Annotated in this window: 13 protein-coding genes and 1 riboswitch; of the genes, 7 read left to right on the top strand and 6 right to left on the bottom strand. The window is 74.0% G+C overall.

The window, feature by feature from the left end; translation table 11 throughout:
- Nucleotides 1-85 precede the first annotated feature (85 nt).
- The 4 genes from CRP29_RS12095 to CRP29_RS12080 all read left to right on the top strand — a co-directional run bounded on the left by CRP29_RS12095 (nt 86) and on the right by CRP29_RS12080 (nt 4240).
- Nucleotides 86-1567: a flavin-containing monooxygenase gene (locus CRP29_RS12095; RefSeq protein ID WP_097195277.1), complete on the top strand. Its 1482-nt coding sequence runs from the start codon at nt 86-88 to the stop codon at nt 1565-1567.
- The gene (locus CRP29_RS12090) at nt 1567-2430 is read left to right on the top strand and encodes an SDR family NAD(P)-dependent oxidoreductase (RefSeq protein ID WP_097195276.1); all 864 of its coding nucleotides are present in this window, start codon (nt 1567-1569) and stop codon (nt 2428-2430) included. The genes CRP29_RS12095 and CRP29_RS12090 overlap by 1 nt, the downstream gene beginning before the upstream one ends.
- 4 nt (nt 2431-2434) lie before the next feature.
- Nucleotides 2435-3085: a class I SAM-dependent methyltransferase gene (locus CRP29_RS12085; RefSeq protein WP_097195275.1), complete on the top strand. Its 651-nt coding sequence runs from the start codon at nt 2435-2437 to the stop codon at nt 3083-3085.
- 123 nt (nt 3086-3208) lie between these two features.
- Nucleotides 3209-3361: riboswitch (cyclic di-AMP (ydaO/yuaA leader) on the top strand.
- 78 nt (nt 3362-3439) lie between these two features.
- Nucleotides 3440-4240: an aggregation-promoting factor C-terminal-like domain-containing protein gene (locus CRP29_RS12080; RefSeq protein ID WP_245852752.1), complete on the top strand. Its 801-nt coding sequence runs from the start codon at nt 3440-3442 to the stop codon at nt 4238-4240.
- Nucleotides 4241-4340: 100 nt separating this feature from the next.
- Here the strand turns inward: CRP29_RS12080 and CRP29_RS12075 are convergent, their stop codons facing one another.
- The gene (locus CRP29_RS12075) at nt 4341-5546 is read right to left on the bottom strand and encodes a glycoside hydrolase family 3 N-terminal domain-containing protein (RefSeq protein WP_176522937.1); all 1206 of its coding nucleotides are present in this window, start codon (nt 5544-5546) and stop codon (nt 4341-4343) included.
- A gap of 143 nt (nt 5547-5689) precedes the next feature.
- On the opposite strand from CRP29_RS12075, the gene CRP29_RS12070 reads away from it, so the two are divergent.
- Nucleotides 5690-6100 carry a hypothetical protein gene (locus CRP29_RS12070; RefSeq protein WP_097195273.1) on the top strand — a complete coding sequence of 137 codons (411 nt, stop codon included), beginning with the start codon at nt 5690-5692 and terminating at the stop codon, nt 6098-6100.
- A gap of 28 nt (nt 6101-6128) precedes the next feature.
- Here CRP29_RS12070 and CRP29_RS12065 read toward each other — a convergent pair whose 3' ends face one another.
- The 5 genes from CRP29_RS12065 to CRP29_RS12045 form a co-directional block, all read right to left on the bottom strand.
- Nucleotides 6129-7082, bottom strand: coding sequence for a sensor histidine kinase (locus CRP29_RS12065; RefSeq protein ID WP_097195272.1), 954 nt, complete (start codon nt 7080-7082; stop codon nt 6129-6131).
- Complete coding sequence (locus tag CRP29_RS12060) at nt 7079-7948, bottom strand: MEDS domain-containing protein (protein ID WP_097195271.1); 870 nt, start codon at nt 7946-7948, stop codon at nt 7079-7081. The genes CRP29_RS12065 and CRP29_RS12060 overlap by 4 nt, the downstream gene beginning before the upstream one ends.
- Nucleotides 7949-8011: 63 nt before the next feature.
- Nucleotides 8012-9424, bottom strand: a complete 1413-nt coding sequence (pntB, locus tag CRP29_RS12055; RefSeq protein WP_097195270.1) for a Re/Si-specific NAD(P)(+) transhydrogenase subunit beta — start codon at nt 9422-9424, stop codon at nt 8012-8014.
- Entirely contained in the window at nt 9421-10980 is a 1560-nt protein-coding gene (locus tag CRP29_RS12050) for a Re/Si-specific NAD(P)(+) transhydrogenase subunit alpha (protein ID WP_097195550.1), read from the bottom strand. Before CRP29_RS12050 ends, pntB begins: the two co-directional genes overlap by 4 nt.
- A gap of 158 nt (nt 10981-11138) precedes the next feature.
- Nucleotides 11139-12035, bottom strand: a complete 897-nt coding sequence (locus CRP29_RS12045) for a leucine-rich repeat domain-containing protein (protein ID WP_097195269.1) — start codon at nt 12033-12035, stop codon at nt 11139-11141.
- Between the two features lie 159 nt (nt 12036-12194).
- On the opposite strand from CRP29_RS12045, the gene CRP29_RS12040 reads away from it, so the two are divergent.
- Nucleotides 12195-14264 carry a putative bifunctional diguanylate cyclase/phosphodiesterase gene (locus CRP29_RS12040; RefSeq protein WP_097195268.1) on the top strand — a complete coding sequence of 690 codons (2070 nt, stop codon included), beginning with the start codon at nt 12195-12197 and terminating at the stop codon, nt 14262-14264.
- Nucleotides 14261-15106, top strand: a complete 846-nt coding sequence (locus tag CRP29_RS12035) for an HDOD domain-containing protein (protein WP_245852751.1) — start codon at nt 14261-14263, stop codon at nt 15104-15106. Before CRP29_RS12040 ends, CRP29_RS12035 begins: the two co-directional genes overlap by 4 nt.
- Nucleotides 15107-15187 lie beyond the last annotated feature (81 nt).

Here is a 15187-nt window from a genome sequence, read left to right as displayed (position 1 = left end):
GTCGATAGCGTCGGCGTCGCAGCGTTCCGCGGCAGCGCCGTACCCCCGTAGCCGCCTGTGGCCGGCCCGTTCCTGGAGTGTGGACATGAGTCCCGAGCACGTGGACGTCCTCGTCATCGGCGCCGGGTTGTCCGGCATCGGCGCCGCCTGCCACCTGCAGGTCGAGTGCCCCGGCAAGAGCTACGCCGTCCTGGAGTCCCGCGGGGCCATCGGCGGCACGTGGGACCTCTTCCGCTATCCGGGCATCCGCTCGGACTCGGACATGTTCACCCTCGGGTACGCCTTCAAGCCGTGGACCGGCGCCAAGGCGATCGCCGATGGCTCCTCGATCCGCGAGTACATCGTGGAGACGGCGCGCGAGTACGGCGTGGAGGAGAAGATCCGCTTCCACCACGAGGTGCTGTCGGCCGACTGGTCGAGCGCCGACGCCCGGTGGACGGTGACCGCCCGCCGCACCGACACGGGGGAGACCGTCCAGCTCACCTGCTCGTGGCTGTCGGTCTGCTCGGGCTACTACCGCTACGACGAGGGCTTCCGGCCGGAGTTCCCCGGTGAGGAGCGGTTCGCGGGTGAGCTGATCCACCCGCAGCACTGGCCGCAGGACTTCGACGCCACCGGCAAGCGCATCGTCGTCGTCGGCAGCGGTGCCACCGCGGTCACGCTGGTGCCCAACCTCGCCGACGACGCCGCGCACGTGACCATGCTGCAGCGGACGCCGAGCTACATCTTGTCGCTGCCCGGGAAGGACCCGCTGGCGGAGTTGCTGCGCAGCCGGCTGCCGGCGAAGGTGGCGTATCCGATCGTGCGGTGGAAGAACGTGCTCACCACCACCGCGCTGTTCCAGGCCAGCCGACGCTGGCCGAACGGCGTCCGGAAGCTGATCCGCCGGCTCACCGCGAAGCAGCTGCCGGCCGGCTACGACGTCGACACGCACTTCAACCCGCCGTACGACCCCTGGGACCAGCGGCTGTGCCTGGTGCCCGACGGCGACCTGTTCCGCACCCTGCGGGAGGGGAAGGCCTCGATCGTCACCGACCGGATCGCCACGTTCACCGAGACCGGGATCGAGCTGGAGTCGGGCGAGCACCTCGACGCGGACGTCGTCATCACCGCGACCGGGCTGAACCTGCTGGCCATGGGCGGCATGACGCTGACCCTCGACGGCGAGGCCGTCGACGTCCCCGAGACCGTGTCCTACAAGGGGATGATGCTCTCCGGCGTCCCCAACTTCTCCATGGTCATCGGCTACACCAACGCCTCCTGGACGCTCAAGGCCGACCTGGTGAACCGCTACGTGTGCCGGCTGCTGCAGCACATGGACCAGCGCGGGCTCGCCGTCGCCACCCCGCTGGCCCCGCCCGAGGGCGCCGACCTGCCCTTCCTGGACCTGGCCGCGGGCTACGTCCAGCGCAGCCTGGCCCAGCTGCCCAAGCAGGGGCGGCGCACGCCGTGGCGGCTGCACCAGAACTACATCCGGGACGTCCAGCTCATGCGGCGCGGTCCGCTCGAGGACGAGGGCATCACGTTCAGCGCGGCGCCGGTCCGCACCGAGCGGGCGGTGGCCTGATGGACGCCTACCGGTTCGCGGGCGGCACGGCCGTCGTCACCGGCGCGGCCAGCGGCATCGGCGAGGCGCTCGCCGTCCAGCTGGCCGACCGCGGCAGCTCCCTCGTGCTGGTCGACCGCGACGCCGAACGGCTCGCCGGTGTCGCCGACCGCATCCGCGCCGCCCACCCGCAGCTGTCCGTGACCACCCACCTCGCCGACCTCGCGGACGAGGCGGCCACCGACGCGCTGGGCGCGGCCCTGGTGGCCGCCCACCCGGAGACCACCCTGCTGGTCAACAACGCCGGCGTCGCGCTCGGCGGGCGGTTCGACCAGGTCACCCTCGAGGAGTTCGACTGGGTGATGGCGATCAACTTCCGGGCGGTGGTCCGGCTGACCGCGGCCCTGCTGCCGGTGCTCAAGGCCCACCCGGGCTCGCACCTGGTCAACGTCTCCAGCATCTTCGGCATCTTCGCCCCGCCGGGGCAGGCCGCCTACGCCGCCAGCAAGTTCGCCGTCCGGGGCTTCAGCGAGTCCCTGCGGCACGAACTCGCCGACGACGGGGTGGGCGTGACCGTCGTCCACCCCGGCGGCATCCGCACCCGCATCGCCGAGAGCGCGCGGCTGGGCTCCGGGGTGGACCCCGCGGAGGTCGCCGCCGGACGCGAGCAGATGGCCAAGCTGCTGCGCATGCCGCCGGAGAAGGCCGCCGCGCAGATCGTGGCCGCCATCGAGAACCGCCGTCCGCGGCTGCTCATCGGGCTGAGCGCGCGGGTGCCCGACGCGCTGGTCCGGCTGCGGCCGGGGACCTACTGGCGGCAGATCGGCCGGGTGCTCGCCGCCCGGCGGACGTCCTCCCCACCCGCCCGGGCTGCGCGAGACTGACCGGGTGACCGTCCCGGCCGCCTTCATCCGCGCCCACACCCGCCCCACCCGGCCCTCGCTCGTGCCGGAGGTGCAGCTGCTGGTCGCCGACGACGTCGTCGCGCTCTGGGAGGCGATGGCGGTCGAGCAGGGCCGCACCGCGCAGGAGCCACCGTTCTGGGCGGCCGCCTGGCCCGGGGGACAGGCGCTCGCGCGGTACGTCCTCGACCATCCGGAGCTGGTCGCCGGCCGGACGGTGCTCGACCTGGGGGCCGGGAGCGGGCTGGTGTCGGTCGCGGCGGTGCTGGCCGGTGCCGCGCGGGTCGTGGCCAGCGAGGTCGACCCCTTCGGCCTGGCCGCCATCCCGGAGAACGCCGCGCTGAACGGTGTCTCGGGGATCGAGCCGGTCGGCGACCTGCTGGGGGAGGCGCCGCCCCCGGTGGACGTCGTCCTGGCCGGTGACGTCTGCTACGACCGGGCCATGACCGAGCGCGTGCTGCCGTTCCTGGACGCGGCCCGGGCGGCCGGTGCCGAGGTGCTCGTCGGCGACCCCGGCCGGCCGTACCTCCCGCACGACCGGCTGATCGCGGCCGCCGTCCACGAGATCGCCGACGCCGACGCCTCGTCCACCGGGCCGGCGCGGATCCGGCGGACGACGGTGTGGCGGCTGCCCTGACCTGAGGACCTTCCGGACTTGACATCTGTCACGTCAGGAATTCCGCCCAGCGTTTGTCACGGAGCGATAACGCCGGTTACGTTGGTTCGGTCCGGTCGGCGGTTCCCTCACCCGAGGGTGTCGCGCCGGGCGCCGCCGAATCGCCCAGCAGGGCGAGCCGGGGACCCACCGCAGTACTGGGGTGAATCCCGGCCCCGGACCTCCAGTCCGGGGCGGGTAGGGCTGCTTCCCGCCCGAATCCGTCAGCTCACTCGGTAGGCGGCTCACGGAAGAACTGGACAGCTGCAGACCTCTGCCGCCCCCTCTGCGGGCGGCCGCTCTGCTGCGCCCTGACACCCGGAGCACAGCCACCCCATGAACCTCCGCACCACTGTGAACGCACGCCTGCGCCGCCGTCCCCCCGTCGGGACGCGCCGCTCCGCCCTGTTCCTCGGCGTCGCCGCCGCTGGAGCCCTGATGGTCAACGTCCTCGCCGCGGGCGAGCCGGCAGCGCACGCCGAGGCGCAGACCGAGTCCATGAGCGTCGCCCAGCAGCTCGGCATCCCCGCGGACGCCTCGTCGGCGCTGGACGCCGACGCCGTCGCCCCCCTGCAGCAGCTCGCCGCGAGCCGCAGCGCCCGGGACGCCGACCTGGCCACCGCCGCGCTCAACCAGTTCGCCGCCGAGCAGGCCGAGCACGACCGCCGCGCCGCCGAGGAGGCTGCCCGGCTCGCCGCCGAGGAGGCCGCCCGCGTCGAGGCGGCTCGCGTCGCCGAGGCCGCGCGCGCCGCGGAAGCGGCCCGTGCCGCCGAGGCCGCCCGCAGGGCCGCGCCCGCGCCGGCCGCCCCCCGCTCGAGCGCGGCGGCCGCGGCGCCCGCGGCCCCGTCGGGCTCCTTCCAGAGCTATGCGCTGCAGAAGCTGGGCGGCGACAGCAGCCAGTTCTCCTGCCTGGAGAAGCTGTGGGGCAAGGAGAGCGGCTGGAACCCCAACGCGCAGAACCCGAGCAGCACCGCGTACGGCATCGCGCAGTTCCTGGACAGCACGTGGGCCGGGACGGGGATCGCCAAGACCTCGGACGGCTACCGGCAGATCGACGCCGGGCTGATCTACATCCAGAAGCGGTTCGGCTCGCCCTGCGGCGCCTGGTCGCACTCGCAGGCCAAGGGCTGGTACTGACCCGGCTCTGACCGCCCGCGCCGAGAGCACGTGATCTCGGCGCACCTGCACCCCGGAACCGCCGAGATCACGCGATCTCGGCGGTTCCGTGCATTCGGAGTCAGTCGAGCAGGCCGGCCTCGGCCTTGGCCAGCAGCGCCGTGCGGACGGCGGCGTCGACGGTCGCCGCGAAGGCGGGGTCCGACCCGCTCTGCGCCATCACCGCCTCCAGCATGGTCGGGAAGGTGTCCGGCGCGACCGTGAGCACCAGCGTGCCGCCGGCGGAGAGGAAGCGCACCGCCCGCGCGCCCACCGGGGTGCTCTTCACGGCCGCGGCGTTGCCGAGGTCGTCGGAGACGACGGGCCCGGGGAAGTCCAGCGTGCCGCGCAGCAGGTCCCGGATGACCAGGGGGGAGAAGGCCGCCGGGTTCGCCGGATCGATCCGGCTGTAGGTGGCCGACGACATCATGACCATCGGCCGCGCGGCCGTGCCCGCGAGCGTGCTCGCGAACGCGGTGACCTGGTCGTCCCCGGCCGCGGTGACCGTGTCCACGACGTCGGCGGTGTCGTCGGTGTTCCCGCGCACCCGGCCGAGGCCGGGGAAGTGCTTGAGCGTCGAGGTGACGCCCGCTGCGGCCAGGCCGTCGACGAACGTCGTCGCCGCCGGGGCGACCTCGGCACCGGTGCTCCCGTACTGCCGGTCGAAGACGCCGATCGGGCCGTTGGTGCCCTCCGTCCCGGCGGGGACGACGTCGACCACCGGCGCCAGGTTCAGGTTCACCCCCGCGCCGTGCAGCTGCGCCCCCAGGTCCGCGGTCAGCGCGCCGAGCTGGTCGGCGGGGAGGTCACCCTGCACGGTCGCGCTGGGCAGCCGGTCGAAGCCTTCGCCCTTGAGCGTCTGCACGCTGCCGCCCTCCTGGTCGACGGCGACCCAGAGGTCGGGCCCCGCGGCCTGCTCCTGCCAGCCCGCGGTCCGGTCCGCGAGCTCCGCGGCCGACTCCGGCGGCCGGCCCGCCAGGAACAGCCCGCCCACCCCCTGCTCGATCAGGTCGGCGCCGGCGTCCGGGTCGTCGGCGGGGACGCCGATCACGAACAGCTGGGCGATCTGCGACCGCCGGTCCAGGCCGGCCAGGGCAGCCGCCACCCGCGTCTCGGCGTCCGTGCCCGGCGCGGGCGCCGACGGTCCGGGCGTGCCCGGCGCGGGCACGGTCTGCGACGCCGTCGCGGCGGAGTCGGCCCGGTCGGGCCGCGGGTCGCTGCCGCAGGCCACCAGGCCGCAGGCGAGGGACGCCAGGACGGCGGTGAGGCGGACGGCGGTCGAACGCACGGGCTCTCCTCGGAACTCCCCCCGCAGGAGGTGGCTGGGCGCACCCGAACCGTCGCGGGCCGCTCCAGTCTGCCGTCCGGCGCAGTCCGCTCGCGGCACCGCCACGGTTCGCTGTCCGCGCCGGAACGGCCTAGCGTCCGGGCATGACCGAGGAACGGACAGGACCGGAGCGGGGCGTCCCACCGGGCAGCCTCGTGGGGCGGTCGATCGAGGAGTTCATCACCCAGCTCCGCGGGTTCACCGACCGTGCCCGCACCGTGGCGGGCGCGGTGCCCGCCCGGCTGTCCCTGCCGGCCCTGCCCAGCCCACCCGGCGCGATGTCGGCCGCCCAGCTGCGGGCGGTGGCGGAGATGGTCAAGGCGCAGCGCGCATCGATCGCGGGGATGCGCGCCCAGCTGGACGCCTTCGACCAGCAACTCGCCGTCTTCGAACGGGTCCTCGAGCCGCTGGTCGAGTGGAGCGGCACGTGGGCCCGGCTCGAGGAGGCGGTGGGCGACCTGGTGCGGCGGGACGGCGGGACCCCCGAGGAGCCCGGGCCCGACCCGGCCCCCTGATCGGTCGTGCGCAGCACGCCGGTGGCGATCAGCGCCAGGTCGTGATGCGCACCGCCGTGCCGTGCGGCGAGGACCGGAGCTGGACCAGGTCGCACAGCTGGTTGACCAGGTAGATCCCGTGCCCGCCGTCGGCCCGGTGCGCGGGCGGGCGCCGCCGGCCGACCAGCGGGTCCTCGATGTGCCCGCCGTCGCTGAACTCGACGACGGCGGCCTCGTCGGTGTCCCACAGGGCGAGCGTGCCGGAGCCGCCGCCGTGCCGGACCGAGTTGACGACGAGTTCGGAGGCGGCCAGCTCCAGCGCCTCGACCTGCCCGTCGGACAGCCCGCACGAGCGGCCGAAGGAGGCCACCGTGCGCCGGGTGGCCCGCACGTCGTCGACGCCGAAGCTGCCCCGCAGGACGCCCTCGGTGGGCTGCTGCAGCGGGGCGGCGAACGTCGCGGCCGCGGCGTCGCGGGAGTACGCGGTGCTCGGGCGGCGGTGCCCGGGGGTGGACAGCACCGGGTGCGACTGCAGCGCGCCGGTGCGGACGGCGCGGGGGAGATGGGTCTGGTCGTAGGGGCACAGCAGCCGCCACGCCGGGCCGTCGTCGAAGGCGGTGCCGAGCAGCAGCTCGTGCAGCCGGCACTCGACGAACTCGGCGTCGTGGCGTCCAGGCCAGGCCGGCTCGCCGACGCCCCGCAGCCCGGTGCCGGCGGCCGTGGCCGCCTCGAGGGCCTCGGACCACGCGCCGATGATCCGGGCGGGGTTGCGCCCGAGGGCGGCCATGTCCAGCCAGCGGACGGCGGCGGAGTCGGGGCCGAGAGCATCGCGCAGCAGCTCGAGGCGGCCCGGCGGCTCGGCGACCACGACGTCCTCGCCCCGGGACAGCCCCTCGCGGACGAACGGGACGAGCCCGGCCAGGAACGACTCGTCGTCCCGGTAGAACAGCGCCTCGTGCTCGAAGCCGGCCGACGCGCGCGCGGTCGTGGCCGGCGGCGTCATCCGCGCGGGGTGGAGCGGGGTGCCGAGAAGCTCACCGGGGCGAGCCCGTCGAAGCCGAGGATCCGCCACATCCGCTGCACCAGGGTGGAGGCGCCGCGGATCTCCACCGGCACGCCCCGGCTCAGCAGGTCCGACGCCCAGCCGGCGAGCGTCCGGCAGCCGGCGACGTCGAGGAACTCCAGGGTGCTCAGGTCGAGCACGGTGTGCGGCCGGGAGGGGCCGGTGGCCAGCTGGGCGGCGAGCCGGCCGGCGGTGAAGGTGTCGACGCTGCCGGAGAGGACCAGGCGGCCGTCGTCGAAGAAGAGGCGGTAGGGGGTCGGCGAGCCCGCGGCGCGCCCGAGCGGGTGCACCGAGAGCACGTCGCCGAGGAGCGCGGGAGGCAGGTCGCTGCGGTGGGCGCACATGGCCGACATGCCTCCGCCGGAGGCCATGAGCTCGTCGGCGGCGTGCTCCCAGCGCAGCAGCTGCTCGTGCTGCGCGGGGTCGGCGGCGAGCTCGCTGAGATCGGCGACGACGCGCAGGCCCTGGTACCCGTCGGCCAGCGCCCGCCGGGTGGCCGCGTCGTAGAAGGCGCGCTGCCGGTCGGCGACGAGGGGGCCCGCGGCGGCGTAGGCCTCCTCGACCGTCATCGTCTCCAGGGCGCCGCGGGTGACCAGCGCGCCGACGTCGCCCAGGTCGGGAGCGGCGCCGGCGAGCGTGGCGATGGCCCGCTCGCCGACGCACAGCAGCCGTTCGCCCCGGGCCAGCCCGCCGGCCAGGAAGGCCCGGACGGCGAGGTCGAACGCCGCGTCGTCGTCGTGCACCCAGCACAGGTGGTCGGCCGGGCCCGCCTCAGGCAGCTCGACGACCGATCCGTGCGCACGCATGCACCGACCGTAGGCCGACGCGGCGTCCCGGGACAGGGGCAGTGAGAAGAACCTCCTGCGGCCTCAGAGGGCCCGGAGGATGTCCTCCACGCGCTCCCGTGCGTCACCGAACAGCATCCGGCTGTTGTCGCGGAAGAACAGCGGGTTCTGGACGCCGGCGTAGCCGGTGTTCATCGACCGCTTGAACACCACCACCCGCTCGGCCTCCCACACCCGCAGCACCGGCATGCCGGCGATCGGGCTCGTGGGATCGTCCGCGGCGGCCGGGTTCACCGTGTCGTTGGCCCCGATGACGAGGACGACGGATGTGTCGGCCAGGTCGTCGTTGATCTCGTCCATCTCGAGGACGACGTCGTAGGGCACCTTGGCCTCGGCCAGCAGCACGTTCATGTGCCCGGGCAGCCGCCCGGCCACCGGGTGGATGCCGAAGCGCACCTCGACGCCGCGCTCGGTGAGCTTGCGGGTCAGCTCGGCGACCGCGCCCTGGGCCTGCGCCACCGCCATGCCGTAGCCGGGTGTGATGACGACGGACTTCGCGTCGCGCAGCAGCTCGGCGGTGTCCTCGGCGGAGATCTCCGTGTGCTCGCCGTAGTCGACGTCGGAGGCCGCGGCGCTGCCCTCGTTGCCGAAGCCGCCGGCGATCACCGAGATGAACGACCGGTTCATCGCCTTGCACATGATGTAGGAGAGGTAGGCACCCGAGGAGCCGACCAGCGCGCCGGTGATGATCAGCAGGTCGTTGCCGAGCAGGAAGCCCGACGCCGCCGCGGCCCAGCCCGAGTAGCTGTTGAGCATCGAGACGACGACCGGCATGTCGCCGCCGCCGATCGAGGCCACCAGGTGCCAGCCCAGCGCCAGCGCGAGCAGCGTGAGGACCGCGAGCACCGGCAGGTTCGGCTCCACCACGAAGACGACGGTCAGCGCGGCGAACGCGACGAGCGCGCCCAGGTTGAGCCAGTTCTTGCCCGGGAGGACCAGCGGGTTGCTCTTGATCCGGCCCGACAGCTTGAGGAAGGCGACGATCGAGCCGGTGAAGGTCACTGCGCCGATGAAGACGCCGATCGCCACCTCGCCGGAGTGGATGCCCAGCAGGTCGGAGGAGACCTCCGTCTGGTTCTCCAGGTCGGCCTCGACCGAGAGGTAGCCGTTCCAGCCGACCAGCACCGCGGCCAGGCCGACGAAGCTGTGCAGGATCGCGATGAGCTCGGGCATGCCGGTCATCTCGACCTTGGCCGCCCGCCACAGCCCGATGGCGGCACCGATGACGACGGCGACGACCATCAGGGCCGCGCCGGTGCCGGAGAGGCCGTGGTCGACGGCCAGGCCGATGGTGGCGACCAGCGCGATGACCATGCCGGCCATCCCGTAGGCGTTGCCCGCCTTCGCCGTCTCGTGCTTGGCGAGGCCGGCGAGGCTGAGGATGAACAGCAGCGCGGCGACGATGTAGGCCGCGGACGCGGCACCCGTGGCGGTCATCGTGCTGCACTCCCGGTGCTCGGGCCGCGGGTGAACATCCCGAGCATGCGGCGGGTGACGGCGAAGCCGCCGAAGACGTTGATGCTGGCGACGAGGATCGCCACGAAGGCGAGCGCGGTCACCAGGGCGTCGTCGTGCCCGATCTGGAGCAGGGCGCCGACGACGATGATCCCGGAGATGGCGTTGGTGACGCTCATCAGCGGCGTGTGCAGGGCGTGGTGCACCCCGCTGATCACGTAGAAGCCCACGACGACGGCGAGCGCGAACACCGTGAGGTGCTGGACCAGCTCACCGGGGGAGAACCCGGCGAGCACGAACAGCAGCGCGGCGCCCAGCCCGACCAGCGCGAGACGCCGTCCCGGCTTCGGTGGCTCCGGTGGGGGAGCGGCCGGCCTGGGCGCCACGGCCGCGGCAGGCGCAGGCGCGGCCGAGACCTGGACCGGCGGCGGGGGCCAGAGGGTCTCGCCCTCGCGGACCACGGTGATCGCGCGCTGCACGACGTCGTCCAGGTCGAGGACGAGCACGCCGTCCTTGCCCGGGGTGAGCAGCTTGAGCAGGTTGACCAGGTTGGTGCCGTACAGCTGCGAGGCCTGCGCCGGGAGCCGGCCCGGGAGGTCGGTGTAGCCGATGATCGAGACGCCGTTGGGGGTCACCACGATCTCGTCCGGCACGGAGCCCGCGACGTTGCCGCCCTGCGCGGCCGCCATGTCGACGATGACCGAGCCCGAGCGCATCGAGGCGACCATCTCCTCGGTGATCAGCCGCGGCGCGGGCCGGCCGGGGATGAGCGCGGTGGTGACGACGATGTCGACGTCCTTGGCCTGCTCGGCGTACATCTCGGCGGCGCGGCGGTTGAAGTCCTCGCCCATCTCGCGGGCGTAGCCGTCGGAGCTGACCTCCTGCTCGCCGGCCTTCACCGCGACGTACTCACCACCGAGGGAGCGCACCTGCTCGGCGACCTCCGGGCGGACGTCGGTGGCCCGCACGATCGCACCCAGGCTGCTGGCGGCACCGATCGCGGCCAGGCCGGCGACGCCGGCGCCGGCGACGAGCACCTTGGCCGGGGGCACCTTGCCGGCCGCGGTGACCTGGCCGGTGAAGAAGCGGCCGAACACGTGCGCGGCCTCGACGACGGCGCGGTAGCCGGCGATGTTGGCCATGGAGCTGAGCACGTCGAGGGACTGCGCGCGGGAGATGCGCGGCACGGCGTCCATCGAGAGCACGGTGATCCGGCGGGCGGCGAGCGCGGCGACCAGGTCGGGGTTGAACGCCGGGGCGATCATGCCGATCAGCGTCGCGCCGTCCCGCAGCCGGGCGATCTCCTCGACCGAGGGCGCGGTGACCCGCAGGACCACGTCGGCCTGCCAGGCCTCGTCGGCGGTGCCGATGCGGGCGCCGGCGGCGGCGAAGGCCTCGTCGGGGAAGCTGCTGGCCGCCCCGGCCCCGGCCTCGACGACGACGTCGTAGCCCAGACCGACCAACTGGGTGACCGTCGTCGGCGTGGCGGCCACCCGCGTCTCGCGGGGGCGGTTCTCGCGCGGCACTCCGATGTGCAACGTGGCTCCGATCATCGCCGGCCGGCGCGCAGCCGGTCGGCAGGTGGTTGGGGTCGAACGCGTGCTCGGTGATCCGGGAGGATCATGCCTGGGGAACGACCCGGGCTCCGCTCGGGGCCCGCCGATGTGACCACTGCCACGTCCGGAGGGGTGACGCGTCAGGCCAGCCCGTTCACCGAGACGCCGGCGGCCCGCAGCTGCTCGATGCCGGTCAGCCGGGTCCCGTCCGTCTCGTCCAGACCCAGGTTGACCAGCGAGGCCACGCGCAGCAGCGGGGTGAGGTCGGTGAGCGGGTTGGCGCCCAGCTGGAGCTCCTGGAGCAGCGGGGCCTCGGCCAGCCCGCCCACGGCGGTGATCTCGTTGTCGAACAGGTCCAGGATCAGCAGCGTCGGGATCGTGCCCAGGGGGGAGGGGTCGACGACCTGGTTGCGGCCCAGGCGCAGGGTGTCGAGGCTCGGCAGCCCGGCCAGGGGCGAGACGTCGGTGATCGCGTTGCCGCTCAGGTCCAGCCGGCTCAGACCGTCGGCGCGGGCCAGCACGGAGATGTCGGTGAGCTGCGCGGCCGCGAGGCCGAGCGCGCGCAGGGTCGGCATCTTCGCCAGCGGGGCGAGGTCCCGGACCGGGTTCTGCGACAGGCCGAGGTCGAACAGCTGGAGCCCGGCCAGCGGGGAGAGGTCGCCGATGGCGTTGTCGGTCAGGGTGAGCGTGCTGAGCCGCGGGAGCGACGCCAGCGGCCCGAGGTCGGTGATCTCGTTGCGGGGCAGATCGAGGTCGAGCAGCCCGGTCAGCCGCTCGAGACCGTCGAGGGAGCGGATCGGGGCGGAGGCGTCGAGCCCGTCGCAGTGCAGCTCCTCGATCGCGGCCAGGTCGCGGTCGGCGAAGAGCTCCGTCGTCGCGGGCAGGCCTGCGGCCCCGGCCACGCAGGCGGCGAGCGCCGCGTCGGGAAAGGCGTGCACCGGGTCGGCGTCGCCGGCGCAGGCCGAGGAACCCAGGGCGAGCGCGAGGACGGCGGCGACCGCGGTGCGGCGGGCCGGCCTGCGGGTGCGGGGGAACACGGGGATGACGGCACCTCCTCGGCCCGCAGGCTAGCCGCGCGATGCGTCCCCCCAACGGGGGAACCGGACGAAATCGGCTCAAAGACCGGGTGGGGGGACGCCGAAGTAGCTGGTGGCGCGCCCGAACGGGCGCCCTACCGCGACCACCAGAGGAGGACCGTGACCGCCGTCAGTGCGTCGGACGACCACGTTCCGCCGGAGATCGTCTCCTCCGTCTTCTACAGCGCCTCGGTCAGCGACTCGCTGGCCCTCCTCGTCGCCGAGACCTCGGGCCGCACGCAGCGGTTCGCCTGGGCGAACGAGGGCGCGGTGCAGCTCCTCGGCTACGGCCTCGAGGACCTCTGCGCGATGCCGGTCGAGCAGCTGTTCCCGACCCTCGGCGGCGGCGAGCTCAAGCTGCTGCTCCGCCGGGAGCGCTCGGCCCGGCGCACGCTGCACGTCCGCACCGCCAGCGGCGCGCTCGTCGAGGCAGGCGTGCTCACGACGCCGTCGCCGGGCGGGCGCCGGTGGACGGTGATGCTGCGCTCCACCGCGAACGAGCAGGAGCGCGCCCTGCGGGCCACCGCGGACGCCCACGAGCGCCGCTTCTCCGCCCTCACCGAGCGCTCCCCGGTGCCGACCCTGCTCTCCGAGCAAGGCATGCGCCTGGCGCACGTCAACGACGCGTTCTGCGGCCTCGTCGGCCGCGGTGCCGAGCAGATGCTGGGCACCGGCTGGATCGACACGGTGCACACCGACGACCTCGACGCCGTCATCGAGCAGGTCTCGGCCGCGCTGGACGGCGGGGAGGTGGAGGTCCAGGCACGCCTCGTCCGGGACGACGGCACGGTGCGGACGACGATCATCCGGTTCGCCCACCTGTTCACCCCGGGCGTCGGCGCCGGCTTCGTCGCCACGATCGAGGACATCACCGAGCGGCTGGCCTTCGAGGCGCGGCTGGCCCACCAGGCCCACCACGACCCGCTCACCGAGCTGCCCAACCGCACCCTGCTGGCGCAGTACGTGGCCGAGCGGTTCCGCCCGGGCGTCGGGGGCCTGGCCTGCCTGTTCCTCGACCTGGACAACTTCAAGGTCGTCAACGACTCCCTCGGCCACACCGCCGGCGACGAGCTGCTCATCGAGGTCGCGAACCGGCTCCGCGCGACGGTGCGGCCGGGCGACCTCGTCGCCCGGTTCGGGGGCGACGAGTTCGTGGTGGTGTGCGAGCAGGTCGACGAGGAGGCCGTGGTCGCCCTCGCCGAGCGGATCGCGGCTGCCCTCGCCCGTCCGCTGCGCCTCGGCGGGGTCGACGTGCGCCCGCACGCCAGCGTCGGCGTCACCGTGCAGACCGCGGACCACGTCGCGGCCGAGGAGCTCATCCGTGACTGCGACATCGCCATGTACCAGGCGAAGGCCGGCGGCAAGGGCCGGATCAGCGTCCTGGACCAGGCCGGCCGGGCCGAGGCGCGGGACAAGCTGCGGATGGTCACCGAGCTGCGCGACGCCATCGACAACCGCGAGCTCACGCTGCTCTACCAGCCGATCTTCAGCACCGCGGACCGCACACCGGTCGCCGTCGAGTCGCTGGCCCGCTGGCAGCACCCCGAGCGCGGACCGATCAGCCCGACGGTCTTCGTGCCGCTGGCCGAGGAGAGCGGCCTGATCGCCGGGCTGGGGCTGTTCGTGCTCGACGAGACCTGCCGGCAGCTCGCGGAGTGGGACCGGCTCATGGGTGCGGCCGCCCCGCGACGGGCGAACGTCAACGTCTCGGCCCTCCAGCTGGACGGGAACCTGCCCGCGCAGGTCGTGGCGGCGCTCCAGCGGCACGGCCTGCAGGCCTCGCGGATCTCCATCGAGATCACCGAGTCGGCGCTGATGAAGGACCCGCAGTCGGCGCAGCAGGTGCTCCAGCAGCTCCGCGACATCGGCGTCGACCTGGCCATCGACGACTTCGGCACCGGCTACTCGTCGCTGGCCTACCTGCGGCACCTGCCGGTCGACTGCCTGAAGGTGGACCGCTCCTTCGTGGCGGAGCTGTCCGACGGCCACTCCGAGATCGCCTCGGCGGTCATCGCGATGGCCCGCAACCTCAATCTGAGCACGGTCGCCGAGGGCGTGGAGACCACCGAGCAGGCCGACGAGCTCCAGCGGCTGGGTGCCACCTACCTGCAGGGCTTCAGCCTGGCCGAGCCCATGACCGGGGGGCACGCCGCCGCCTGGTTCGCCACCCACGGGGAGACCGCACCGTGACCGTCACGCCCTTCCCCCGAGCCGACCTCGCGTCCGTGCCGGCTCCCACCTTCGACGTCGAGAAGGTCCTGGCCAGCATCGACACGATGGCCTCGCAGAAGCCGGTCGCCGCGCAGCTGGTCTCGGTGGCCAACGCCGAGGACACCAGCGCCAAGGAGCTGGCCAGGATCCTCGCCTCCGACGTCGCGCTGGCCAGCCGGGTGATGAAGCTGGCCAACTCCGCCTACTTCGGCATGCGCGGCCGGGTCACCTCGCTGCAGTTCGCGGTGACCGTCGTCGGCTTCACCACGGTGCGCACCATGGCCACCGTCGCCCTCACCGACCTGGACGACGAGTCGCGGCTGCCCGAGGACTTCTGGGACTTCAGCACGCACCTGGCGCTGGCGGCGTCCACGCTGGCGCCGCGCTTCGCCGAGCGGCCGCAGGACGCGCTCTGCCTCGGGCTGCTCGCCCAGATGGGCGCCGCGCTGCTGTTCCACAACGACAGCGAGGGCTACGCCGAGATCGTGGCCGCCGAGCCGACCTTCCCGGGGCGCCGGGCGGCGGAGACCCGGCGCTACGGGCTCAACTGCCTCCGGCTGACCGCGGTGGCGCTCGAGCAGTGGGGGTTCCCGCAGCCGATGATCGCCCCGCTCAAGCACGTCGACGACTACCGGGCGGAGGAGGGCGCGCTGCTGCGCAGCGCCTTCGAGGTGGCGGCCCGGCTGACGACGGAGGACTACGACACGGTGCCGATCGTGCGGGTCAGCTGCGGCCGGCTGCGCGAGGACGACGTGGTGCCGGTGCTCGACGCCGTCCGCACCGACGCCGTCGAGCTGCGGCGCGCCATGCTCGCCGACTGACCCACCCCTCCCCGGACTTCCTGCACCGGAAGTCCCGGACTTCCTGCACCGGAAGTCCGCCGGACGCGGCAGAGCCCCGCC

This window comes from Blastococcus aggregatus (genome assembly GCF_900221005.1).
In the GTDB taxonomy this organism is placed as follows: Bacteria; Actinomycetota; Actinomycetes; order Mycobacteriales; family Geodermatophilaceae; genus Blastococcus; species Blastococcus aggregatus.
Note: the sequence above shows the minus strand (reverse complement) of the source record. Positions and strands in the feature narration are given on the sequence as shown.

Bases quoted from the DNA above. Each gene is read 5' to 3' on its own strand.
- CRP29_RS12095 (WP_097195277.1), top strand. From the start codon at position 86: ATGAGTCCCGAGCACGTGGACGTCCTCGTCATCGGCGCCGGGTTGTCC.
- CRP29_RS12090 (WP_097195276.1), top strand. From the start codon at position 1,567: ATGGACGCCTACCGGTTCGCGGGCGGCACGGCCGTCGTCACCGGCGCG.
- CRP29_RS12080 (WP_245852752.1), top strand. From the start codon at position 3,440: ATGAACCTCCGCACCACTGTGAACGCACGCCTGCGCCGCCGTCCCCCC.
- CRP29_RS12070 (WP_097195273.1), top strand. From the start codon at position 5,690: ATGACCGAGGAACGGACAGGACCGGAGCGGGGCGTCCCACCGGGCAGC.
- CRP29_RS12065 (WP_097195272.1), bottom strand. From the start codon at position 7,082: ATGACGCCGCCGGCCACGACCGCGCGCGCGTCGGCCGGCTTCGAGCAC.
- CRP29_RS12060 (WP_097195271.1), bottom strand. From the start codon at position 7,948: ATGCGTGCGCACGGATCGGTCGTCGAGCTGCCTGAGGCGGGCCCGGCC.
- pntB (WP_097195270.1), bottom strand. From the start codon at position 9,424: ATGACCGCCACGGGTGCCGCGTCCGCGGCCTACATCGTCGCCGCGCTG.